Here is a 16,074-nt window from a genome sequence, read left to right on the forward strand (position 1 = left end):
CCGAGAACTAGACTGAATTCAGCCCGTCCACCATGGACCGGAACAAGGAGACAAGAGAAGTGAACTACCGCAAATTCGTCCTCGGCCTCGTGATGGGGGCCTGTGCCATCGGTTCGGCCGTGGCCCAGCAGGTCACCCGCATCGTCGTGCCGTTCGCGGCAGGCGGCGGCACCGACCAGTACTGCCGCATCCTCGCGCAAGAGCTCGGCAAGCACGGCATGAACGTCATCATCGAGAACAAGCCCGGCGCCAGCGGCATCATCGCGGCCGACTACGTGGCGCGCGCCAAGCCGGATGGGCAGACCGTGCTGGTGTCGTCGCTCGGCACGCTGGCCAACAACAGCGTGCTGTACGAGAAGCTGCCCTACGACCCGGTCAAGGACTTCGCGCCGGTCACGCAGATCGCCTACCAGCCGGCCATCATCGTGGGCCGCGCGGACCTGCCCTACAAGAACATCAAGGAGATGGTCGAGTACGCGAAGAAGAATCCCGGCAAGATCAATCGCGGCTCACCCGGCGCCGCGATCCTGACGAACCTCGCGCCCATGGTGTTCGAGAAGAACCTCGGCATCAGCACGACGCACATCCCGTTCAACGGGGACAGCCCGGCCGTGCAGGCGCTGCTCGGCGGCCAGATCGATATCCACGGCACCTCCATCACCGGCTCGCTGCCGTACATCCAGGCCGGCAAGCTGCGCGTCCTGGGCGTGATGGACACCCGGCGCCTGCCGCAGGTGCCCGACGCGCAGACCTTCCAGGAGCAGGGCTTCGACATGGTGGCGACCTTGTGGTACTCGCTTTCCGTTCCGGCCGGCACGCCGAAGGATGCGATCGACCGACTGAACAAGGCGGTCAACCAGGTGATTGCGGATCCCGACTTCGTCATCCGCGCGCGCGCCATCGGCATGGAGCCGCGCGGTGGCACGCCCCAGGACCTGTCGAAGTTCGTCAAGGTCGAATCCGACCGGTGGCTGCCGGTGCTGCAGAGCCTCAACTTGCCGAAGCAGGCGCACTGAATCGGCTTCGACGCCCGGCAGCAGCGAAGGTCTGTGGGCGGCATGCGACAAACACGCGAACAACCTGCCTTCGTGTGAAATTGCTCGGGGCATGGCGGTCGCCACGGCTCACAATTTCCGCATGTCCACCCCTCACTTGCCGCTCTGGTATCGCCATGCCTGGTGGTTGCCAGGTGCCTGCTCCGCCTTCGCCATCGCGCTGGTCGCTGCGACCCTTCGACCGTCGGAGCAGAGCATCCTGCTGACCGTGGCCATCCTCTGCGCCCTGCCCTGGGCGCTGGTGCTGCTGTTGCTCGATTTCGGCCAAGGCTTCGCGGATCGCGCGGCCGTCGTCGTGTGCATCGGCCTCGTTGTAAATGCCGCGGTGCTGTGGTGGTCGACGGCCGTGTTGCGCGCGCGATTCCGTCAGCGCCACACTGCGGATGCCATCGAAGCCTGAATCAACACGACCTGGGCACACGCCTTGCATGGTTCATTGCAAGCAGGCGGAAAGGGCCGTCAACCATCCCTTTCTGGTGCGTCGTTTGTCTCCTCCACCCTATCTTGGTGGATTTCCCCCGGGGCAGTGAAATGCCTCGGGGACTTTCTCGGAAGACATGATGCGGTGCGTGGCCTCTTGAAAAGGGACGACGCCCCGGCCGCATGAAGCGCCGGGTGCAAACGAAGGCCTCAGGCTGGTTCGCGATCGAGATGGCGATGCGGGTCCAGACCGCGCGTGGTGCTCTCCTGGACGAAAGGCATCGCGTATTCGCGGCCGATCATGTCGCGCGCGAACAGGTAGTTGCTGCGGGCCTTCTCACCCATCGCGTCGAGATCGACCTCGCCCTGGCTGTCGCACGGAAAAGCCAACGCGCGCCCCTCGTGGAACAGTGAGCGGAAGCGAATCTCGAACGACGTGGCAGTACGCATCGAAGGACCTTTCAGCATGATGTTCTCCTGAACCTGTCTTGCATCAATCGTGCCCGAGCTCCTTCGGTTGACGCATCCCGCGCGTTGTTGAGTGATCCGCGCAAGGACGGCGTGTGGCCGTGAAGAAGTGCACAACGCGAGGCCTTGAAGCGAGGGCTGCTCGTTCGATCGGCGTCGCGGGACCGAATGCTGGCAGCCCGACCTTCCCCCGTCGCGTGCTTCAAATAGCGCGGAGGGTGGTTCGGTGCGGGACTGCTTGCGTTGACAAAGCGCCGAGGTGGCCGTGTGCCATCGCGGCAGTGCACGCCGGACGTGGATGCTGCAGATCAGCCACCAGCGCCGCTTGGCTGATCGCCCATGCGAGCACCCCGAGCGCGATGCAGATGGCTGCCCAGCGGAGCACCGGCGCCCGCCACACGGCGAGCACGAGCAGGATGCCGGCGCTCAGGATGGCGCCGACGATGACGGGATCCTTCATCGATCGGGATGTGCGGGTCGCGCCGACGCGTGCATGGCAGTGCCACTCGCTCAGACGCGGTTGGTCATCAGCACGATGGCTTCGCCCACGACCTTGCCGTCCGCGTCGATGCGCCGGTTGGGGGTCAGGAAGCCGTTCGTGTCGATTTGGTAGCCGGTTGCGTAGACGCTGTTCTTGATGTTGCCGCCGATGGCGAGGACCAGGTCGGGGCCCACGGCCACGACGATGTCCGAATGACAGGGCGTCTCCGGGTTCTCGGTCGCCGTCAGGAAGCTGTCGAAGCTGAACGGCGTGTTCCGCCAGTTCCCGATGATGTCGCCGACCTGCGGCCGCGCCTTGGAAAGCGGGACTCCCCAGAAAGGCGCAGTCATGTCGCCGCTCGCGGCCTTTCGGATGGACTCCCACATGTACCGCGAGTGGCCGATCGACTCGGGAAAGGACTTGTAGCCCGCCACGGTCTTCGCGGCGTTGCGCACCATCAACGAGATGGCGACCGCGGACCAGGGGACGTCCGTGTTCTTGCCGGTCAGGTTCTTTCCGAAAGCCTTCCACATCTTGCCGATCATGGTGCTGAAAGGCTCGACGTTCTCCTTGCCCTCGCCTTTCTTGAACAGCAGCCACTGCTCGGTCGCCGCGGCCACCAGCGCCTCGCGCGCCGGCGAGGCCGGGTCCCGCAATGTCGGCTGCTTCTTGTCGGTCCACCGGATCCTTGCATCGACCAACCCGTCCACGCAGAAGCCATCGACCTCCTTGGTGCCGACGCGTGCGCGGATGTGGTTCCATCCCGGCGGGCCGTCGCCGATCTCGACGATGGAATCGCCCAGCGAGAGGACCGTCAGCGGATCGTTGCCCTCCGTGCTCGGGACACCGCGAAAGTTGACGGTCTGGACATTGACGAACTTCTGCATCAACTGCTCCTCGACGTGGGGCGGGAGAACACACGATGCAACGATGAGCCGTTGCGGCGTCTCCGGGGGCAGTGTCAGCGGGGGTCAGGCCAGTGTCAAACTTTCTTCTACGCGAGAGAGCGTCCTTCCGGGCGGTCCGGCCTCGGGCGCAGGGGTCCAGTGCGCTCAGGGTTTCAGGTACAGGGCGGTCGTCGCGACGGACGCGTGCCCGACGTTCTGCTGCACGACCTCGATCGGCACCGGCGACTGCCCTGCCCTGCCCTGGAGCGAATGCACCACGTGCGTGTGCCGCAGCCAGTGCGTGCTGGCTTCCCTGAGTCGCTGCGATTCAGCGTCATCGAGTTCGCGGGCAGCCTTGTCGACTGCGGCCTTGATGGCCTGGTACAGGCCCGAGGCCGACCAGCGCGGCGGCGCGTCATTGCGTTGCGATCCGAATCGCGCGAGCAGCGCAATGTGCCGGTTGCCGGCGGCATCGGCCGCGCCCTCACGGCCGTGCGTCGCGAGTTCGACTTCGAGTTCTTCGACCAGTCGTGAGGGCACCGGAACGTCGCGGCTGCGACCCCCGCGGCCGATCACCTTCAGGTGCCAGACCCGGTCCGATGCCGGCCCCGCATCTGCGGACACGACCCTCCGGAGGTCGCCGCAGGTGGCGCGGGTGATCTCGTCCAGACGCAATCCCGTCTCGTACAGCCAGCGCATGGCTCGCGCCAGCCGCCGGCCGACGACATCGTGCGCGCGGCGCGCGAGGCAGGCGTCGAGATGGGCCCATTGCGTGGCACTCAGCGTGCGGCCCGCGCCGAGCGCGCTGCGCCGCTTGGGCGGCGGCCGCAGTTCGGCGAATGGATTGATCGTCACGTAGTTCGCCGCGCTCAGGAAGGCGAAGAGGCCCTTCACGATCGTGAGCGACTGCCTGCGCGCGCTGGACGACAGCGGGCCCTCCATCGGACGCCACAGCGGCGACCACCGCTGGTGATGACGCGGTCCGCACCAGCTCTTCGGCGGATCCGACAGGAACGCGGAGTAGGCGCTGGCATCGTCTGTCGACAGCGAAGACAGGGCCTTCCCGCGCTCGAGGATGGCCCACAGCAGCAGGCGTTCGGCCTCCTTGCGGTAAGAGCGCCGGGTCGACGCCAGTTCCTCGCCGGCCTCTTCCGGCTGCTTCGCCTCCAGCCAGGCGTCGATGGCTTCCTTGTCGTCGACGGCCGTCAAGCGGCAGTCCGCCAAGGGCGCACGATGGTGTCCGGCCCGTCCGTCGAGTTGCGCAGGCAGCACGAACTTCTCATAGGGCACGAGCGAAGTCGCGGGCGACACCACGGCCATCAAGACCGCCGGGCTCAGTTGCGCCCTCGGTTGTGCGGCGTGGCGTCCCACCCGAAGACCGCCCAGCACGTCCTCGTTCGCCTGCAGCCAATCGAGAATCCGGGCCGCCTTGCGCTCGCCGATCCCCGGCACCTGCACCCACCAGCGCGCGCCGACCCCGTTGATGCGCTCGACCAGCGAGAACAAGGTGCCGAGGCCCGCGCGCTCGAGGCGCGCCGCCACGGCGGGGTTGAGCCAGGCGGCCACCCCATCGAGTGGTTTCGGGTCCTGCGCAATCAGGCCCTCGAGCCAGCGAAGCGCCTCGAGTTGGCGCTCGATCACGCGCGCACGCCGCGAGGGCTGGCCGCCGCTCGACCGGCCACCCTGCCCTCCTCGGCTTGCCGGCGGGTACGCCTCCTCGTAGGCCTCGACCTGCTCGGCCTCCGAGAAGTCTTCCAGGCCCTGGGCCTGCGCGAACTCGGCCAGGCTCGGCAGCGCCGGCGCCTTGTCGGAATAGCCGGTCGGGTCGAGCAGGATCAGGCGGGCTGTTCCCGGCTTCTGTTCGCGTCTTGCGGCGGCCGCGAAAGCGTCACGGATCCAGGCGATCGTTCGGCGGACCGTGCGCAAGTCCGCGTGTTCGCCCTCCAGGCGTAAATAGCGATCCCAGCTCGCGCGCTCGTCGAGGCCCTGGGCCAGGGCGCGCATGAAGGCGAAATGGCCGCGGTGCAGCTTGCGTGGCGGGCGATCAGTCACCGGGTCGAGGCCCTGCTGGAGGGGAATTTGCGGGAGATGGCGGCGGCGCGGCACGACGATCGTGGACCTGCGCTTGCGGAGCGCCTGACGGCCTCGATGTCCAGTTTGCCTGTGCGGCGTGCAGCAAAAAAACTAATCACATCAATGACTTAGATAAGCTATCTGATCGTAGGGTGATCTCGACATGTAAATTCGGCATTGATGATTATTTCATGAACAGGCCCGTTTGGACGGGTTTTCCACGCCCTACACCGGCGCCGGCAATCCCAATCGTTCTCACATTAAGGGCCGAGCGCCGGTTCTGGACCGGCGCCCATCCTCGTCAGGCTTGTTGGCGAATCTTGCGCAGTGCGGCGACGACCGCCGATTCGACGGCCTCGGTGTTCGGATCCGCTGCGGCCTGAGCCCCGATCGTGATCGTGATCTCGCCCGACTTGGCGCGCACCAAGGTGCCTAGCTTGTGTCCCGCCGCGTCAATGTCGACGCGCTCCGCGCGCTCGAAGCCCGCCTTCGCGTCGAGCAGCCGAGCGACCACGATCGGCGCGGACAGCCCCTGGCCCCTCAACCTTTCCGCGCGCTTCAGGACTGCGCGACGGTCTTGCTCCATCGCAGCACTGATCTGCTCGGCATGGCGAAAACTCACGTCGAGCGGGCTGCGGAAACATTCCACGACGGCCTCGGGCAGCTGGGCCACCAGGAGCGCCTTCCGCACCCAGGTGTGGCTCACGCCGATGGCCTCCGCGAGCTGGCGCTGCGTCGGGAACAGCTGCTCTTCGAGCGCGCGCTGGTACATGATGCCCTGCTCGTAGGCCGAGAGATCGGCGCGCTCGCGGTTCTCGCGGTCCATGATCTCGAACAAGGCGCGGTCGCCAAGTTCGTCGGTCCATACCGAGGCCAGCACTTCCATGCCCAGTTCGAGGCAGGCCTGGTGCCGGCGGTGGCCGAACACGAGCTCGAACTGGCCCGGTTCCTCCTTCAGCGGTCGCACGAGGATCGCCTGGACGTTGCCTCCGGCGTGCTCGATGTCCGCCTTCAGACCGGCAAACTCACTGGTGCTGAAGGAAGACTGGTGACGGTTCGCATAGCGGCTGGGCCGGATCGTCTTGGGGTCCATCTTGCGCGTCGGCAGCGCGCCTTCGTACTGACGCAGCTTGTCGCGCAGCGCGGCCATTTCCCCCTCGACCTGCTGGATCTGGCCGCGGAACGCCATCATCTGGCCGGGCCCGGTGCGTGGCGGCAGGCCGCTGCCCGACGCCGGTGGAAACCTGGTTTCCACCGCGATCACAGGCGCGGGCGCGGGGCCGTCGGGCGTCTCTGGCGCCACCGCCTGGATAGCCGGCCGAGTCAGGTCCGCGGGCAGCGACAAGCCGGCGGTCAGCGCCTCGAGGCGTTTGCGTGTGCTTGCCATGTCAGGCCTCCTCGTGATGGACAGGGACGCCGACACGGCGCGATGTCAGCATGAAGGGCGGAGGTGTCTTGCGACCGTGTCCCCCGCTTTCCCCCCGGTGTTCACCGCGTCGCTTGGCGACGTGCTGCGCGGCCCGTGCATGGTTCATCGTTGCGGCAACTCCGTTGGTCCAGCTACGGAATTCCGAAACGGCGCTTGCTGGCCACCCCTTGCACTCTTCGGTGGAAACCTGGTTTCCACGGTCGCCACCGCGGCCGTCGAATGACCTGGAAACCTGGTTTCCACGCGCGAGCAATTCCACTGGCATCGTTCTCATCGCTGCGCCCTGCCCTGCGCCTGCCAGGCGCCGACGACCGATTGCTCAACCAGTTCGACGAACGAGTCATAAGCATCGACCGCCCGCTTGTACGTCTTGGCGGCCCCCTCATACTTCTGCACGTCGTAGACGGTCGCGAACTCCGCGGCCTTGTTGCTCGTGACGCTGGTCTTCGGGATCTCGACCGGCAGGGTGTATTCGCCGTAGGTCGCCTGAATCCACTGCCGGACCGCCGGCATCGCGGGATCGGCCGCGTCGACCCGGCTCAACAGCACGTGGAGGAAGTCGAAGGCCTTGCCTTCGCGATCCTTGCTCTGGCCATCGAGGTTGCCGCCGAGGTCCGCCAGCAGCGACCAGAACTGGGCCGAGGAAGCGAAGTCCAGGCCTGACGGCGGCACAGGCACCACGATGCCGTTGGCCGCCCACAGCGCGTTGATCGTCACATAAGAAAGGGAAGGGGGCGTATCGATCACGATGACGTCGTACAGATCGCGCACGCTCTCCAGGCCGACGTTCAGCACATCCCAGAACTTGGCACCGGGTTCCTGCATCTGGCGCGCCGGCAGCGCGAACTCGGCCGAGAAAAGGAACGGGGCGGCCGCGACCAGGTCGATGCCGTCCCAGTAGGTCGAGCGGATGGCATAGCGGATGTCGTTCTCGCTGCCGTCGCAGAGCGGCCCGATCGTCATGTCCTCGGTCACCTCGGCCTCGGGCAGAAGACCGTGCAGGGTCGTGAGCGAGCCTTGCGGATCGGTGTCGATCGCCAGCACGCGGTGGCCGCGCAGGCTCAGGCCCTGGGCCAGGATCATCGCGGTGGTCGTCTTTGCAACCCCGCCCTTGAAGTTGCCGACCGCAATCGTGACCGCCTTGCGGCCGGCCGGACGCATCTTCTCGCCACGATAGGTGCGGGTCCAGCGGCGCAACTCGTCGAGCCCGAAGATCCGCTTGCCGCCGGAAGGGGTCAGCTGGCCCGCCGGCAGATCGTCCTTGGTGATCCTGTAGGCGACGTGCGCTTTGTCGACGCCGCACAGAGCCGCCAGTTGGGCCGTGGAATAGGTGGGGGCGATCTTGCGGGCCTCGGGCGCCAGCAACATCCCGCGGATCTGCTCGACCATCGATCCGGCCCGCGTCGCCAGGGCCGCGATGCGCTCCATATTGATGGTCTGGCGAGCTTGGGCAGGGACCTCGGTGGAAACCTGGTTTCCACCGACCGGTGGCACAGTGACAGACATAGGGGACAACCTTATTCGACAGAATTCAGCGATTCTATGAGAATCTGTCGAATGAACAAGTTTCGCCTAGAGCGAGCCAAATCCCTCGCTGCGCATTGTGAGGTCCTTTGGGGATCCGCATCCGATGCGGCCGTCTTCACGGGCGCGAAAAGAACCGATCTCGCCAGAAATATGCCGACGAGCGGCCACAAACGCGCATCGAGCTGCGTTCCGACCCCACGCGACAGCGGGCAGTGCACCGGAGGAGGGCGATTGCCCCTATCCACTCACATCGGAGCCCATTGCTTCTCACGGTTCGCCACGCTGGATCCCAATCGATCTCACATCAAATCCCAACGCCGCTCACATTCAAACCCAACAAAGCTCACAGTTTGCACTGTAAGCCTTTGTCACCATTGAAGAAAGCCGATCCTCAACTCTTCAATGTCCCAAGTGTTCATTTCAAACAGCTCAAGGCACCGTCAGGAGGAATTTGTGAATTGACCGAATCACAATACGGCGGCATGATGTGCGGCCCCACCAACACCACCCAGCTCCATGGCCGAGGATGACTCATCACGAAGCGCGCCTCGCCAGCCCCCCTCGGCCGAAGAGCAAAGCGTCGCCAAAGCCAACGAGGCCATCGCGATCCGCCCCAAGCGCGGGCGTCTGACCCTGCTGTCGCGGCGCATCTACAACGCGCTGCTGTACCACTCCCAACGCCAGGGTGTCGACGAGCCCGTGTACCGCCTCGCGCTCAGCGAACTGATCGGCGACGCCCGCTTCAACTCGAACAACACCGAACTGCTCAAATCGCACCTGCGCGACATGCAGGCCACCACGATCGAATGGTCGACCAGCAGCAGTTCGCTCAAGCGCTGGGTCTCGTCGCAGCTGCTGGGCACCGTGACGATCGAGGAGCAGGGCAGGGGCCGTCCTTGCATGGTGACCTGGCGCTACCCCGACGAGATCAAGGAGCGGCTGGTCAAGCCCCACCAGTACACGCGCGTCCTGCTCGAGATGAGCAGCCAGATGCGCAGCTACTCCGCCGCGGTGCTCTACGAGATCGGTGCGCGCTACCTGACCTCGCCGGGCCGGCTCTCGATGCGCGAGGACGTCGTGTGGTGGGCGGCGGTGCTGACCGGGCGCAGCGACATCAAGGAAGTCGATTACCGCTTCCTCAAACGCGACGTCATCACCAAGGCCATCGCCGAGATCGACGCGCTGTGCGAGGAATTCGGCCTCGAACTGATCGAGCACAAGCGCGGGCGCAAGATCGAGGAGATCCAGTTCAGGGTGGTGCCGAAGATCCAGCAGCGCCTCGGCGACATCTCCGCGCCCAATCGCAACGTGTTCGACCTTGAACTGGTCGCGCGCCTCGTCGCGCTGGGCATCAAGCAGGACGAAGCGCAGGATCTGTACGCAACGACCGACGAAGGGCAGATCCGCGCGACGCTCGACCACGTCGAAGCGCGGCAGCGCAACGCGGCGATGCCGCCGCTCAAGTCGCCCGCGGCCTATTTCAAGGACGCGCTCAAGAAGGGCTACGGCGGTGTCGTCGTAGGCGCACCCGCCTCAGCCGCCGGTTCGGCACCCGCATTGCCCGCGCCGGCGCCGGCGCTGTCCGAAGCGGACCGCCAGCGCCGGCTGCGCGAACTCTGGGAGAACGACCGCATGGGCAAGGCGCGCGCGCTGTTCGCGGAGATGCTGGAACCCATGCAGGCAGACCTTCGCACACGCTTCGAAGCCGAACGACTCGACGACGTGGCGGCGCCGATCGCGCGCGCCTGGCGGCGCGACGGGCCCGACAGTCGCATTGCCGCGACGACCTTTTTCAAGTGGCTGGCCCAGGAAACCTGGCCCGAAGCACCCAGCGATCGCGTCCTGCTCGACTTCGCACTGCAGCGCGGCGTGCCAGGGCTGTAGCACCCTTTGCAATAAGTCAGCGCTCGCTCTGGAAGGCCTGAGGAGACTCCAATGTCTTAATGGCAATCGCCGCCGCAAACCCCTGCCGACTGAGGAGCCAGCCGCCCCGGCCCGCACCGTGGGCTCGACACTGTTGCGGCGAACGCACAAACGAGAACTTTTGCGGTACGTACGGTTACGTTTGAATACGTTTGGGTTAGCATCGGCCTCATCGAACGAGGTCCAAAGTATGAACACCTACCCGACATCCAGCCAGGCCACCGGCGTTGCACGCACCCTCAGCAAGAGCGCGCAGAGCACCATCGTTGTCTACAAGACGGCCGAGAACAGGTTCGTGACGGCCAGCCCGCGCGACACGGTGCGCGGTCTGGTGCTCGGTGCCTACCGCAACGGTTATGGCGTTCCCGTCGGCGAAGTCGTGAGGTAATCGCCCTGCCTGACGCCGAGCAAGGCGGCCCAGACGCCGCCCGCTCGTCGCTCAAGGCACATTGGCGGTGCTGATCGCGAACGGTCGACCCGGCGTCGTCATGCTGCCGCCAAACTCGAAGGGGGCATCGCCAACGGCTCCCATGCCGCAACCACGCGGCGGCTGGCAGGCCCAGGCAGGGCCCCGATCGGCAAACACGACCTTCCCGTATCGGTAGTTCAGGATCGCCTTCGCGCCATGGTCCGCAATGCTCAGCACATGACCCGCGGTCGCGAAATTGTCGGCATCCTCCACGGCGATCGGGTCCACGATCCGTGAATCCTGGAGGGTGCGCACCACACGCCCGCTGTTTCCATCGGCCGCAAAGCGCACCCACTGGATCTTGCGCTCGCCGCGCGATGCGACCAGCACCTGGCGATTGAGCGAGTCGACGCTTTCGTCGTCGGGCGCGCTCTTCGAGATCGCGAGCGACGTGGGATTGCGACCGACAGCCACCACGCCGACTTGCACGATCCCGTCGGCGGATGCGACCGTGGCGCTTCCGGGTGCCGCCGCATAGCCGCCGAGCCCGAAGATGCGCAGCGTGCCGTCCTCCGTCGCGATCCACGCGCGCTGCACCTCACCGAACAGTGTGGTGCGCACGGCGGTCGGGCGCGCGCCGAGCGAGACCGTCTTCACGACCTCGGGCGTGTGGTGCGGCCAGTACGTGAAGGCATAGGGCCACTGGTCGTCGCGCAGCCCGAAGCGACCCACGGCCGAGTCGAACTCGCCCTGCGTCCCTTCGAAGTAGGTGCGACCCATCGACGCGAACAGGGGCCGCAGGTCGATGAAAGCCGCCTTGCGCTCCGACTTCGAGACCACGACCGCGATCCCGCCTTTCGCGACCCGCCCGACGTTGTCGCCGCGACCGCGGAAGCTTGCGCGATTGAACGGATCCGACAGCGGCGTCTCGAGCCCCATGAAGTTGCCGTTGCCGAGCATCGTGCGAAATGGATCGAGGCCGGTCGTCACGGCGATGTCGGTCGGCGCGGCGAGCCCGGGCAGATCGACGTAGCCGAGCACCTTCATGAAGGCGATGTTGCCCATGTTGGGCAGCCCCGGATAAACGCCCATCCACTCGTGCCACCAGTCGTACCACGCGCGCGGTTTCAGCCGGTCGTAGGGGTTGCAGCCGTCGCACAGGCCGGCCAGCGCGATGACCGCCACTTGGCCTCGCTGCGTCTTCGTGTCCCACACCGTGACGAAGGCGAACTCGCTGTTGCCGGTCATCGCGATCGCGGTCGGCACCTTGTTCGGCGCGAGCTTGACGGTCGCGCGATTCGTCGCCGTGTTGGTCCCCGTGGTGGCAATCAGCCCGTTCTGGAAGGCGACGAGGCCGCTCGCGCAGAAGCCCGCGCGACCGCCGCAACGCCCGATCGCCACCGGACCGCCGGCGATCAATCCTTGCGCCCGGTAATCCATCGCGGTGATGGAATCGATGCCGCCGCCGGGCACGCCGGTGCGCGTCCAGCTCAGTTGCGGGCGTTGCGCGAAGGTGTTGAACTCATAGCCCGAGATCTGGATGTCGGCGACCCCGATGCGCGCGGTGGGATCGTCCGGGACGAACAGCACGTTGGCCTGGTTGGTCGAGTAGCTCCCGGCTGCCACCTGGTCGTTGGTCTGGTCCCCGACATTGCGCGGCCCGCCGACCTGCCAGCGCGAATCGCCACCACGCGCGACCACATCGGGCCGCTGGTACCACGTCGGCACGCCCTTGGCGACCGAACCGGCAGGGGCGCCGAAGCGGTACGCCATACCGGCCTCGCTGCCCATCTGGCCCGCGACCGCGGCGTAGGCCGCGGGCACGATGGCGCCAGTGGCATCGACGATGTCGCCCGGCAGGGTAGGCTGGACCGCCCAGGCAGACAGCGAAGCCAGTGCCAGGGCCGCGGCGGTGACGAGCGAGGGGAGGGCGGGCATGCGCCATTGTGGCGGGCTGCTCGGAATAGGCCCCGTATGGCCCATGCGCGTGTCCTTGGCGCGCCGAGGGTGATTGGTGGACGCGTGACCCGAGCCATCTGCGCGAGCTTCGGGCGGCGGAGGCGGAAGGGCTTGCCGGGCCCGTCGCCGCAGCGTCCAACGCCGCCGCATCCGCGATGCAGTGGAAGCGGATGCGAGGTCTGCCGTCGCGCGGCGGCGACAGGTCAGGGCGCGCCGAGGGCGTCGAGGTTGGCCTTGTAGACGCGCACGCTCTCGATGTCACCGACCGCCTCCGCGCCGGCAACCGCTCGCGCCGTGCACTCCCGCGCCTTTACCGCATTCCCGAGCCGGTGCTCGTCAAATCCCATCAGCCCCAGGACCTTGGGCGACAGCGCCGCCAGGAGCGCATCGCCGGGGTGTCCCTCGATCACCGACAGCGCCTCGACCAGCCGGTGCCTGCTGGTCTCATACCGACCCGCATCGGCCGCGTCCTGCGCGCTCACGACCAGCCGCCGGACATGGAGCGCACGCTGGCCCGCCTCCGGTGCATTCGCCAGCGCGTCGATCACGCGCAGCGAAACGAGGTTCTCGTAGTACGCCACGCGCCCGCCCTCGTCGCCGCTCGCCATGCATGCGTCATGGGCCCGCTGCGTGAAGCCGAGCGCGGCGGCATAGTCGCCGCGGTGGAGCGCGTTGGTGCCGAGCGTGCCGAGCACCTTCGGCCGCAGGTCGTCGACCGCGTTGCCGGTGGCGCCCTCCATCTCCTGCAGCACGGCATCGAGTTCCACATCGGACGCGCCGTGCTCCCCGCCCGCGGACAGGGCCTGCGCATTGGACAGCCGCCGCTGCCATCGCACGATCGGGTTGTCCTTGTCCTCGCCCACCATGCGCCGCAACAGCGACGGTTCACCGACTTGATCGAACAGGCGCGCAATGCGGAAGAGCGAGTCGACATACAGGTTCACGGCCGCCTTGTCGGCCCGGATCGCGGCCGGCACATTCAGCCAGGCGCCGAACTGTTCGACAACCTCCTGCCCGTGCGCCTGGAGCAGGCGGTTCAATGCCGTCGCGTCGTTGGCCTCGATGGCCACGTGGAATTCGGCGTGAAGGGGGCTCGCATAGGGGAGGCTCATGGGACCTCCTTCAGCACCTGCCACTGGAACAAGCCCCCGGCATGCACCCTGACAGGCCGCTTCGCGAGGTTCACCGCCTCGATCAATTCGCCCACTTCCACATCCTTCGGAGGATCCTCCGGCTCGTAGACGCGGACGTTGTCCCCGGTTTCATCGACGGCCACCGTGACATGCGTGACGCCCGCCCACCGAAGGGGCTCGATGACCTGCCCGGCCACCGGGCAATGCAGCAGGCGCATCGAGGTCGCGACGACGACCCAGGCGTTCGCGGCGACCGGCACGCCTTCGAGCGTCCCGACAACCAGATGCCCGACCGGCGCGATGTCGGCGGCGATCCACGAGATGCTCGTGACGGTCACCGGCAGCACGGCTTCCAACTCGGCGAGATGGCCGTGGACCCAGTGGGCCAGCAGAATCGCCTCGCCCTCGCACGCCCCGACAACCGCGACGTGGCAGGAGACGGCGTCGGCAGACGCGGCGACCTCCAGCCGGCGGAACGGCAAGACCGCCGCAGCGTCGTCGCGCGAAGCATCCCACGCCGTCGGCAGGGTGAGCGCGCCGGTCCAGTCCAGCGATGCGGTCGGCACCGGCTTCGCGTCCGCGCGAACCGCCCGGCCGCTGCGGCGGGGCCGCAAGACGATCGCGCCGTCCTCGAAGGCCGGCATCGGCAGCGTGCCGGTCACGACCGCCGAATCGTCGATGTGAATCTTGACCGGCGCCCGCAGCCCCTTCAGGCGGTCATAGATGAACGGCAGGTCGCCAGGATCCGTCACCGCGAGCCCGAGCCGCTCGACGCACCGGTCCGCGGTCTGGATGCCGAACAGTTCGGTATCGAGCACCGCCCGCCACAGCACATGCGGAAGGTCGGCCAGCAGGCTTTCGAAGTAGTGCTCGACCTCGCCCGATGCCGTCGTCGGACGACGCGAGCCCACGACGAGGTCGGTCGCGTTCCCGTACGCGTCGGCGACCAGGGCCTCCAGCGCACACCAGGCGCGCGAGAGGTAGTCCTCGGCGTCGTCGAGCATGATGACCGTGCGTCCCATGATTTGTGCCGCTGACAGTTCCTTGAGGCCCTGCACGAACAGCGGGATGTCCTCCCCCTCTCGCGGCGGCTGGGGGAGGCAGGCGTAGTCGTACCAGAGGTGGATCCGCTCCGTCAGCCGGCGCAGGATCGGGCGGTCGGCCAGGAGCTCGCGCAGTCCGGCGAGTCGGTCGTCGGTCGCAGCACGCGCGACCCCGAGATCTTCCAGCGCTTCTTCGAGCCAGGCGACTTCGACGGCGGCCTGCCGCAGCGACGTCTCGTCGAGCGCGAACCGGAGGACGTTGACGATCAGGGCCTCGGCCAGCGGGGTGCCCCGGGGCCCCACGGGTTGACCCAGCTGCGCGCTGAACCGGCGCGGTTGGTGCAACCCCCGCTGCTCGGCCACGCGCACGGCCTGGACGAGGTGGGCGACGAGCTGCCAGGCTGCGAACCGCGCCTGCGCGCCTTCGGCATCCGGATGGGTCGTCCCAAGCCAGCGATGCGAGAGGAAGCAATAGAACATCCCCGGCCGTGTCTCTCGCTGAAGCTGCGACCGGACCTCCTGCAGACGGCGGAAGTGCCCGTCATCGAGCAGCGTCGTCAAGGGCAGCCAATGCGTCGCCTGCAGGCGCACGGACAGGCTCTGCGCCGCTACCAGCGCCTCGTCGGCGTCGTACGCGCCGAGCAGGAGGGCGTCGGGGAGGTCCGTCAGCGAGAAGGTCCAGCGGTCGTCGATCTCGCGCCCGGCTTCGTTGACGCGACCCGTGTACATGTGGATCGCCGCCCGATCGATGCCGTAGCGCATCGAGCCGTCGGAGATGGGCATGCGAATCGCGCGCGGACGCAGCATCGCCTGTTGCGTGAGGATCTCGTCCACCACCGTGTCGGCCTTGCTGCGATCGGCAAGCTCGCGTTGCATGGCGGTCCACGCGGCCGTCTGCAGGGGCGATGGCCCCCGTCGTGGCGAGGCGGCGAACATGCGGAAGCCGATCGCGTCGTAGGGCGCCTCCCGAGCCTCACGCCTGGCGTAGCGGATGGCGCGCCCGGCAGCCAAAGTCCCCGCGGTGAGCGTGGCGGGGTCGAGGATCAGGTCGCGCGGCGAATGACTTGCCAGATCCGACACGTCGATTTCGCCGAACACGGCGGGAAGTCCAGACAGCCCGACCTCATCAACCATGGCGCCTCCGCTTCATTGCGAGCAAGAGATCGTAGCGATTCGCGCCGCGACCCGGTACTGAAGCCATCAGGGCGAAGCAGGGGCAAGATGGGTGTGGTTTAATGACATAACGACATCTCGTTTGTTGACAATC

Annotated in this window: 13 protein-coding genes; 4 read left to right on the plus strand and 9 right to left on the minus strand. The window is 67.0% G+C overall.

Annotation, left to right across the window (positions count from 1 at the left end):
• The first annotated feature begins 59 nt into the window (after nt 1-59).
• Both ACSFBL_RS03225 and ACSFBL_RS03230 read left to right on the plus strand, forming a co-directional pair.
• Nucleotides 60-1,016, plus strand: a complete 957-nt coding sequence (locus ACSFBL_RS03225; RefSeq protein WP_435514295.1) for a Bug family tripartite tricarboxylate transporter substrate binding protein — start codon at nt 60-62, stop codon at nt 1,014-1,016.
• A 121-nt stretch (nt 1,017-1,137) separates the two neighbouring features.
• Complete coding sequence (locus ACSFBL_RS03230) at nt 1,138-1,455, plus strand: hypothetical protein (protein ID WP_435514296.1); 318 nt, start codon at nt 1,138-1,140, stop codon at nt 1,453-1,455.
• Nucleotides 1,456-1,685: 230 nt separating this feature from the next.
• Here the strand turns inward: ACSFBL_RS03230 and ACSFBL_RS03235 are convergent, their stop codons facing one another.
• From ACSFBL_RS03235 to ACSFBL_RS03260, 6 genes are all read right to left on the minus strand, one after another.
• Entirely contained in the window at nt 1,686-1,943 is a 258-nt protein-coding gene (locus ACSFBL_RS03235) for a hypothetical protein (RefSeq protein ID WP_435514297.1), read from the minus strand.
• 202 nt (nt 1,944-2,145) lie between these two features.
• Nucleotides 2,146-2,403: a hypothetical protein gene (locus ACSFBL_RS03240; protein ID WP_435514298.1), complete on the minus strand. Its 258-nt coding sequence runs from the start codon at nt 2,401-2,403 to the stop codon at nt 2,146-2,148.
• Nucleotides 2,404-2,453: 50 nt separating this feature from the next.
• A complete protein-coding gene (locus ACSFBL_RS03245; protein ID WP_435514299.1) occupies nt 2,454-3,311 on the minus strand; it encodes a DUF2272 domain-containing protein in 858 nt (285 codons plus the stop codon).
• A 165-nt stretch (nt 3,312-3,476) separates the two neighbouring features.
• The gene (locus tag ACSFBL_RS03250; protein ID WP_435514300.1) at nt 3,477-5,363 is read right to left on the minus strand and encodes a phage integrase family protein; all 1,887 of its coding nucleotides are present in this window, start codon (nt 5,361-5,363) and stop codon (nt 3,477-3,479) included.
• A gap of 322 nt (nt 5,364-5,685) precedes the next feature.
• Nucleotides 5,686-6,771 carry a ParB/RepB/Spo0J family partition protein gene (locus tag ACSFBL_RS03255; protein ID WP_435514301.1) on the minus strand — a complete coding sequence of 362 codons (1,086 nt, stop codon included), beginning with the start codon at nt 6,769-6,771 and terminating at the stop codon, nt 5,686-5,688.
• 312 nt (nt 6,772-7,083) lie between these two features.
• The gene (locus tag ACSFBL_RS03260) at nt 7,084-8,319 is read right to left on the minus strand and encodes an AAA family ATPase (RefSeq protein WP_435514302.1); all 1,236 of its coding nucleotides are present in this window, start codon (nt 8,317-8,319) and stop codon (nt 7,084-7,086) included.
• 537 nt (nt 8,320-8,856) lie between these two features.
• On the opposite strand from ACSFBL_RS03260, the gene ACSFBL_RS03265 reads away from it, so the two are divergent.
• Together ACSFBL_RS03265 and ACSFBL_RS03270 are read left to right on the plus strand one after the other, a co-directional pair.
• Nucleotides 8,857-10,224: a replication initiation protein gene (locus ACSFBL_RS03265; protein WP_435514303.1), complete on the plus strand. Its 1,368-nt coding sequence runs from the start codon at nt 8,857-8,859 to the stop codon at nt 10,222-10,224.
• Between the two features lie 229 nt (nt 10,225-10,453).
• A complete protein-coding gene (locus ACSFBL_RS03270) occupies nt 10,454-10,651 on the plus strand; it encodes a hypothetical protein (protein ID WP_435514304.1) in 198 nt (65 codons plus the stop codon).
• A gap of 51 nt (nt 10,652-10,702) precedes the next feature.
• Here the strand turns inward: ACSFBL_RS03270 and ACSFBL_RS03275 are convergent, their stop codons facing one another.
• The 3 genes from ACSFBL_RS03275 to ACSFBL_RS03285 form a co-directional block, all read right to left on the minus strand.
• Entirely contained in the window at nt 10,703-12,610 is a 1,908-nt protein-coding gene (locus ACSFBL_RS03275; protein WP_435514305.1) for a hypothetical protein, read from the minus strand.
• A gap of 224 nt (nt 12,611-12,834) precedes the next feature.
• Nucleotides 12,835-13,743: a hypothetical protein gene (locus ACSFBL_RS03280; RefSeq protein WP_435514306.1), complete on the minus strand. Its 909-nt coding sequence runs from the start codon at nt 13,741-13,743 to the stop codon at nt 12,835-12,837.
• The gene (locus ACSFBL_RS03285) at nt 13,740-15,941 is read right to left on the minus strand and encodes a hypothetical protein (RefSeq protein WP_435514307.1); all 2,202 of its coding nucleotides are present in this window, start codon (nt 15,939-15,941) and stop codon (nt 13,740-13,742) included. Before ACSFBL_RS03285 ends, ACSFBL_RS03280 begins: the two co-directional genes overlap by 4 nt.
• Nucleotides 15,942-16,074: the final 133 nt, after the last annotated feature.

The organism is Variovorax glacialis (assembly GCF_051216375.1).
Classification (GTDB): Bacteria; Pseudomonadota; Gammaproteobacteria; order Burkholderiales; family Burkholderiaceae_C; genus Variovorax.

Coding starts and splice junctions, on each gene's coding strand:
- ACSFBL_RS03270 (WP_435514304.1), top strand. CDS start 10,454: ATGAACACCTACCCGACATCCAGCCAGGCCACCGGCGTTGCACGCACC.
- ACSFBL_RS03245 (WP_435514299.1), bottom strand. CDS start 3,311: ATGCAGAAGTTCGTCAATGTCCAGACCGTCAACTTTCGCGGTGTCCCG.
- ACSFBL_RS03285 (WP_435514307.1), bottom strand. CDS start 15,941: ATGGTTGATGAGGTCGGGCTGTCTGGACTTCCCGCCGTGTTCGGCGAA.
- ACSFBL_RS03260 (WP_435514302.1), bottom strand. CDS start 8,319: ATGTCTGTCACTGTGCCACCGGTCGGTGGAAACCAGGTTTCCACCGAG.
- ACSFBL_RS03275 (WP_435514305.1), bottom strand. CDS start 12,610: ATGCCCGCCCTCCCCTCGCTCGTCACCGCCGCGGCCCTGGCACTGGCT.
- ACSFBL_RS03265 (WP_435514303.1), top strand. CDS start 8,857: ATGGCCGAGGATGACTCATCACGAAGCGCGCCTCGCCAGCCCCCCTCG.
- ACSFBL_RS03240 (WP_435514298.1), bottom strand. CDS start 2,403: ATGAAGGATCCCGTCATCGTCGGCGCCATCCTGAGCGCCGGCATCCTG.
- ACSFBL_RS03280 (WP_435514306.1), bottom strand. CDS start 13,743: ATGAGCCTCCCCTATGCGAGCCCCCTTCACGCCGAATTCCACGTGGCC.
- ACSFBL_RS03235 (WP_435514297.1), bottom strand. CDS start 1,943: ATGCTGAAAGGTCCTTCGATGCGTACTGCCACGTCGTTCGAGATTCGC.
- ACSFBL_RS03230 (WP_435514296.1), top strand. CDS start 1,138: ATGTCCACCCCTCACTTGCCGCTCTGGTATCGCCATGCCTGGTGGTTG.
- ACSFBL_RS03255 (WP_435514301.1), bottom strand. CDS start 6,771: ATGGCAAGCACACGCAAACGCCTCGAGGCGCTGACCGCCGGCTTGTCG.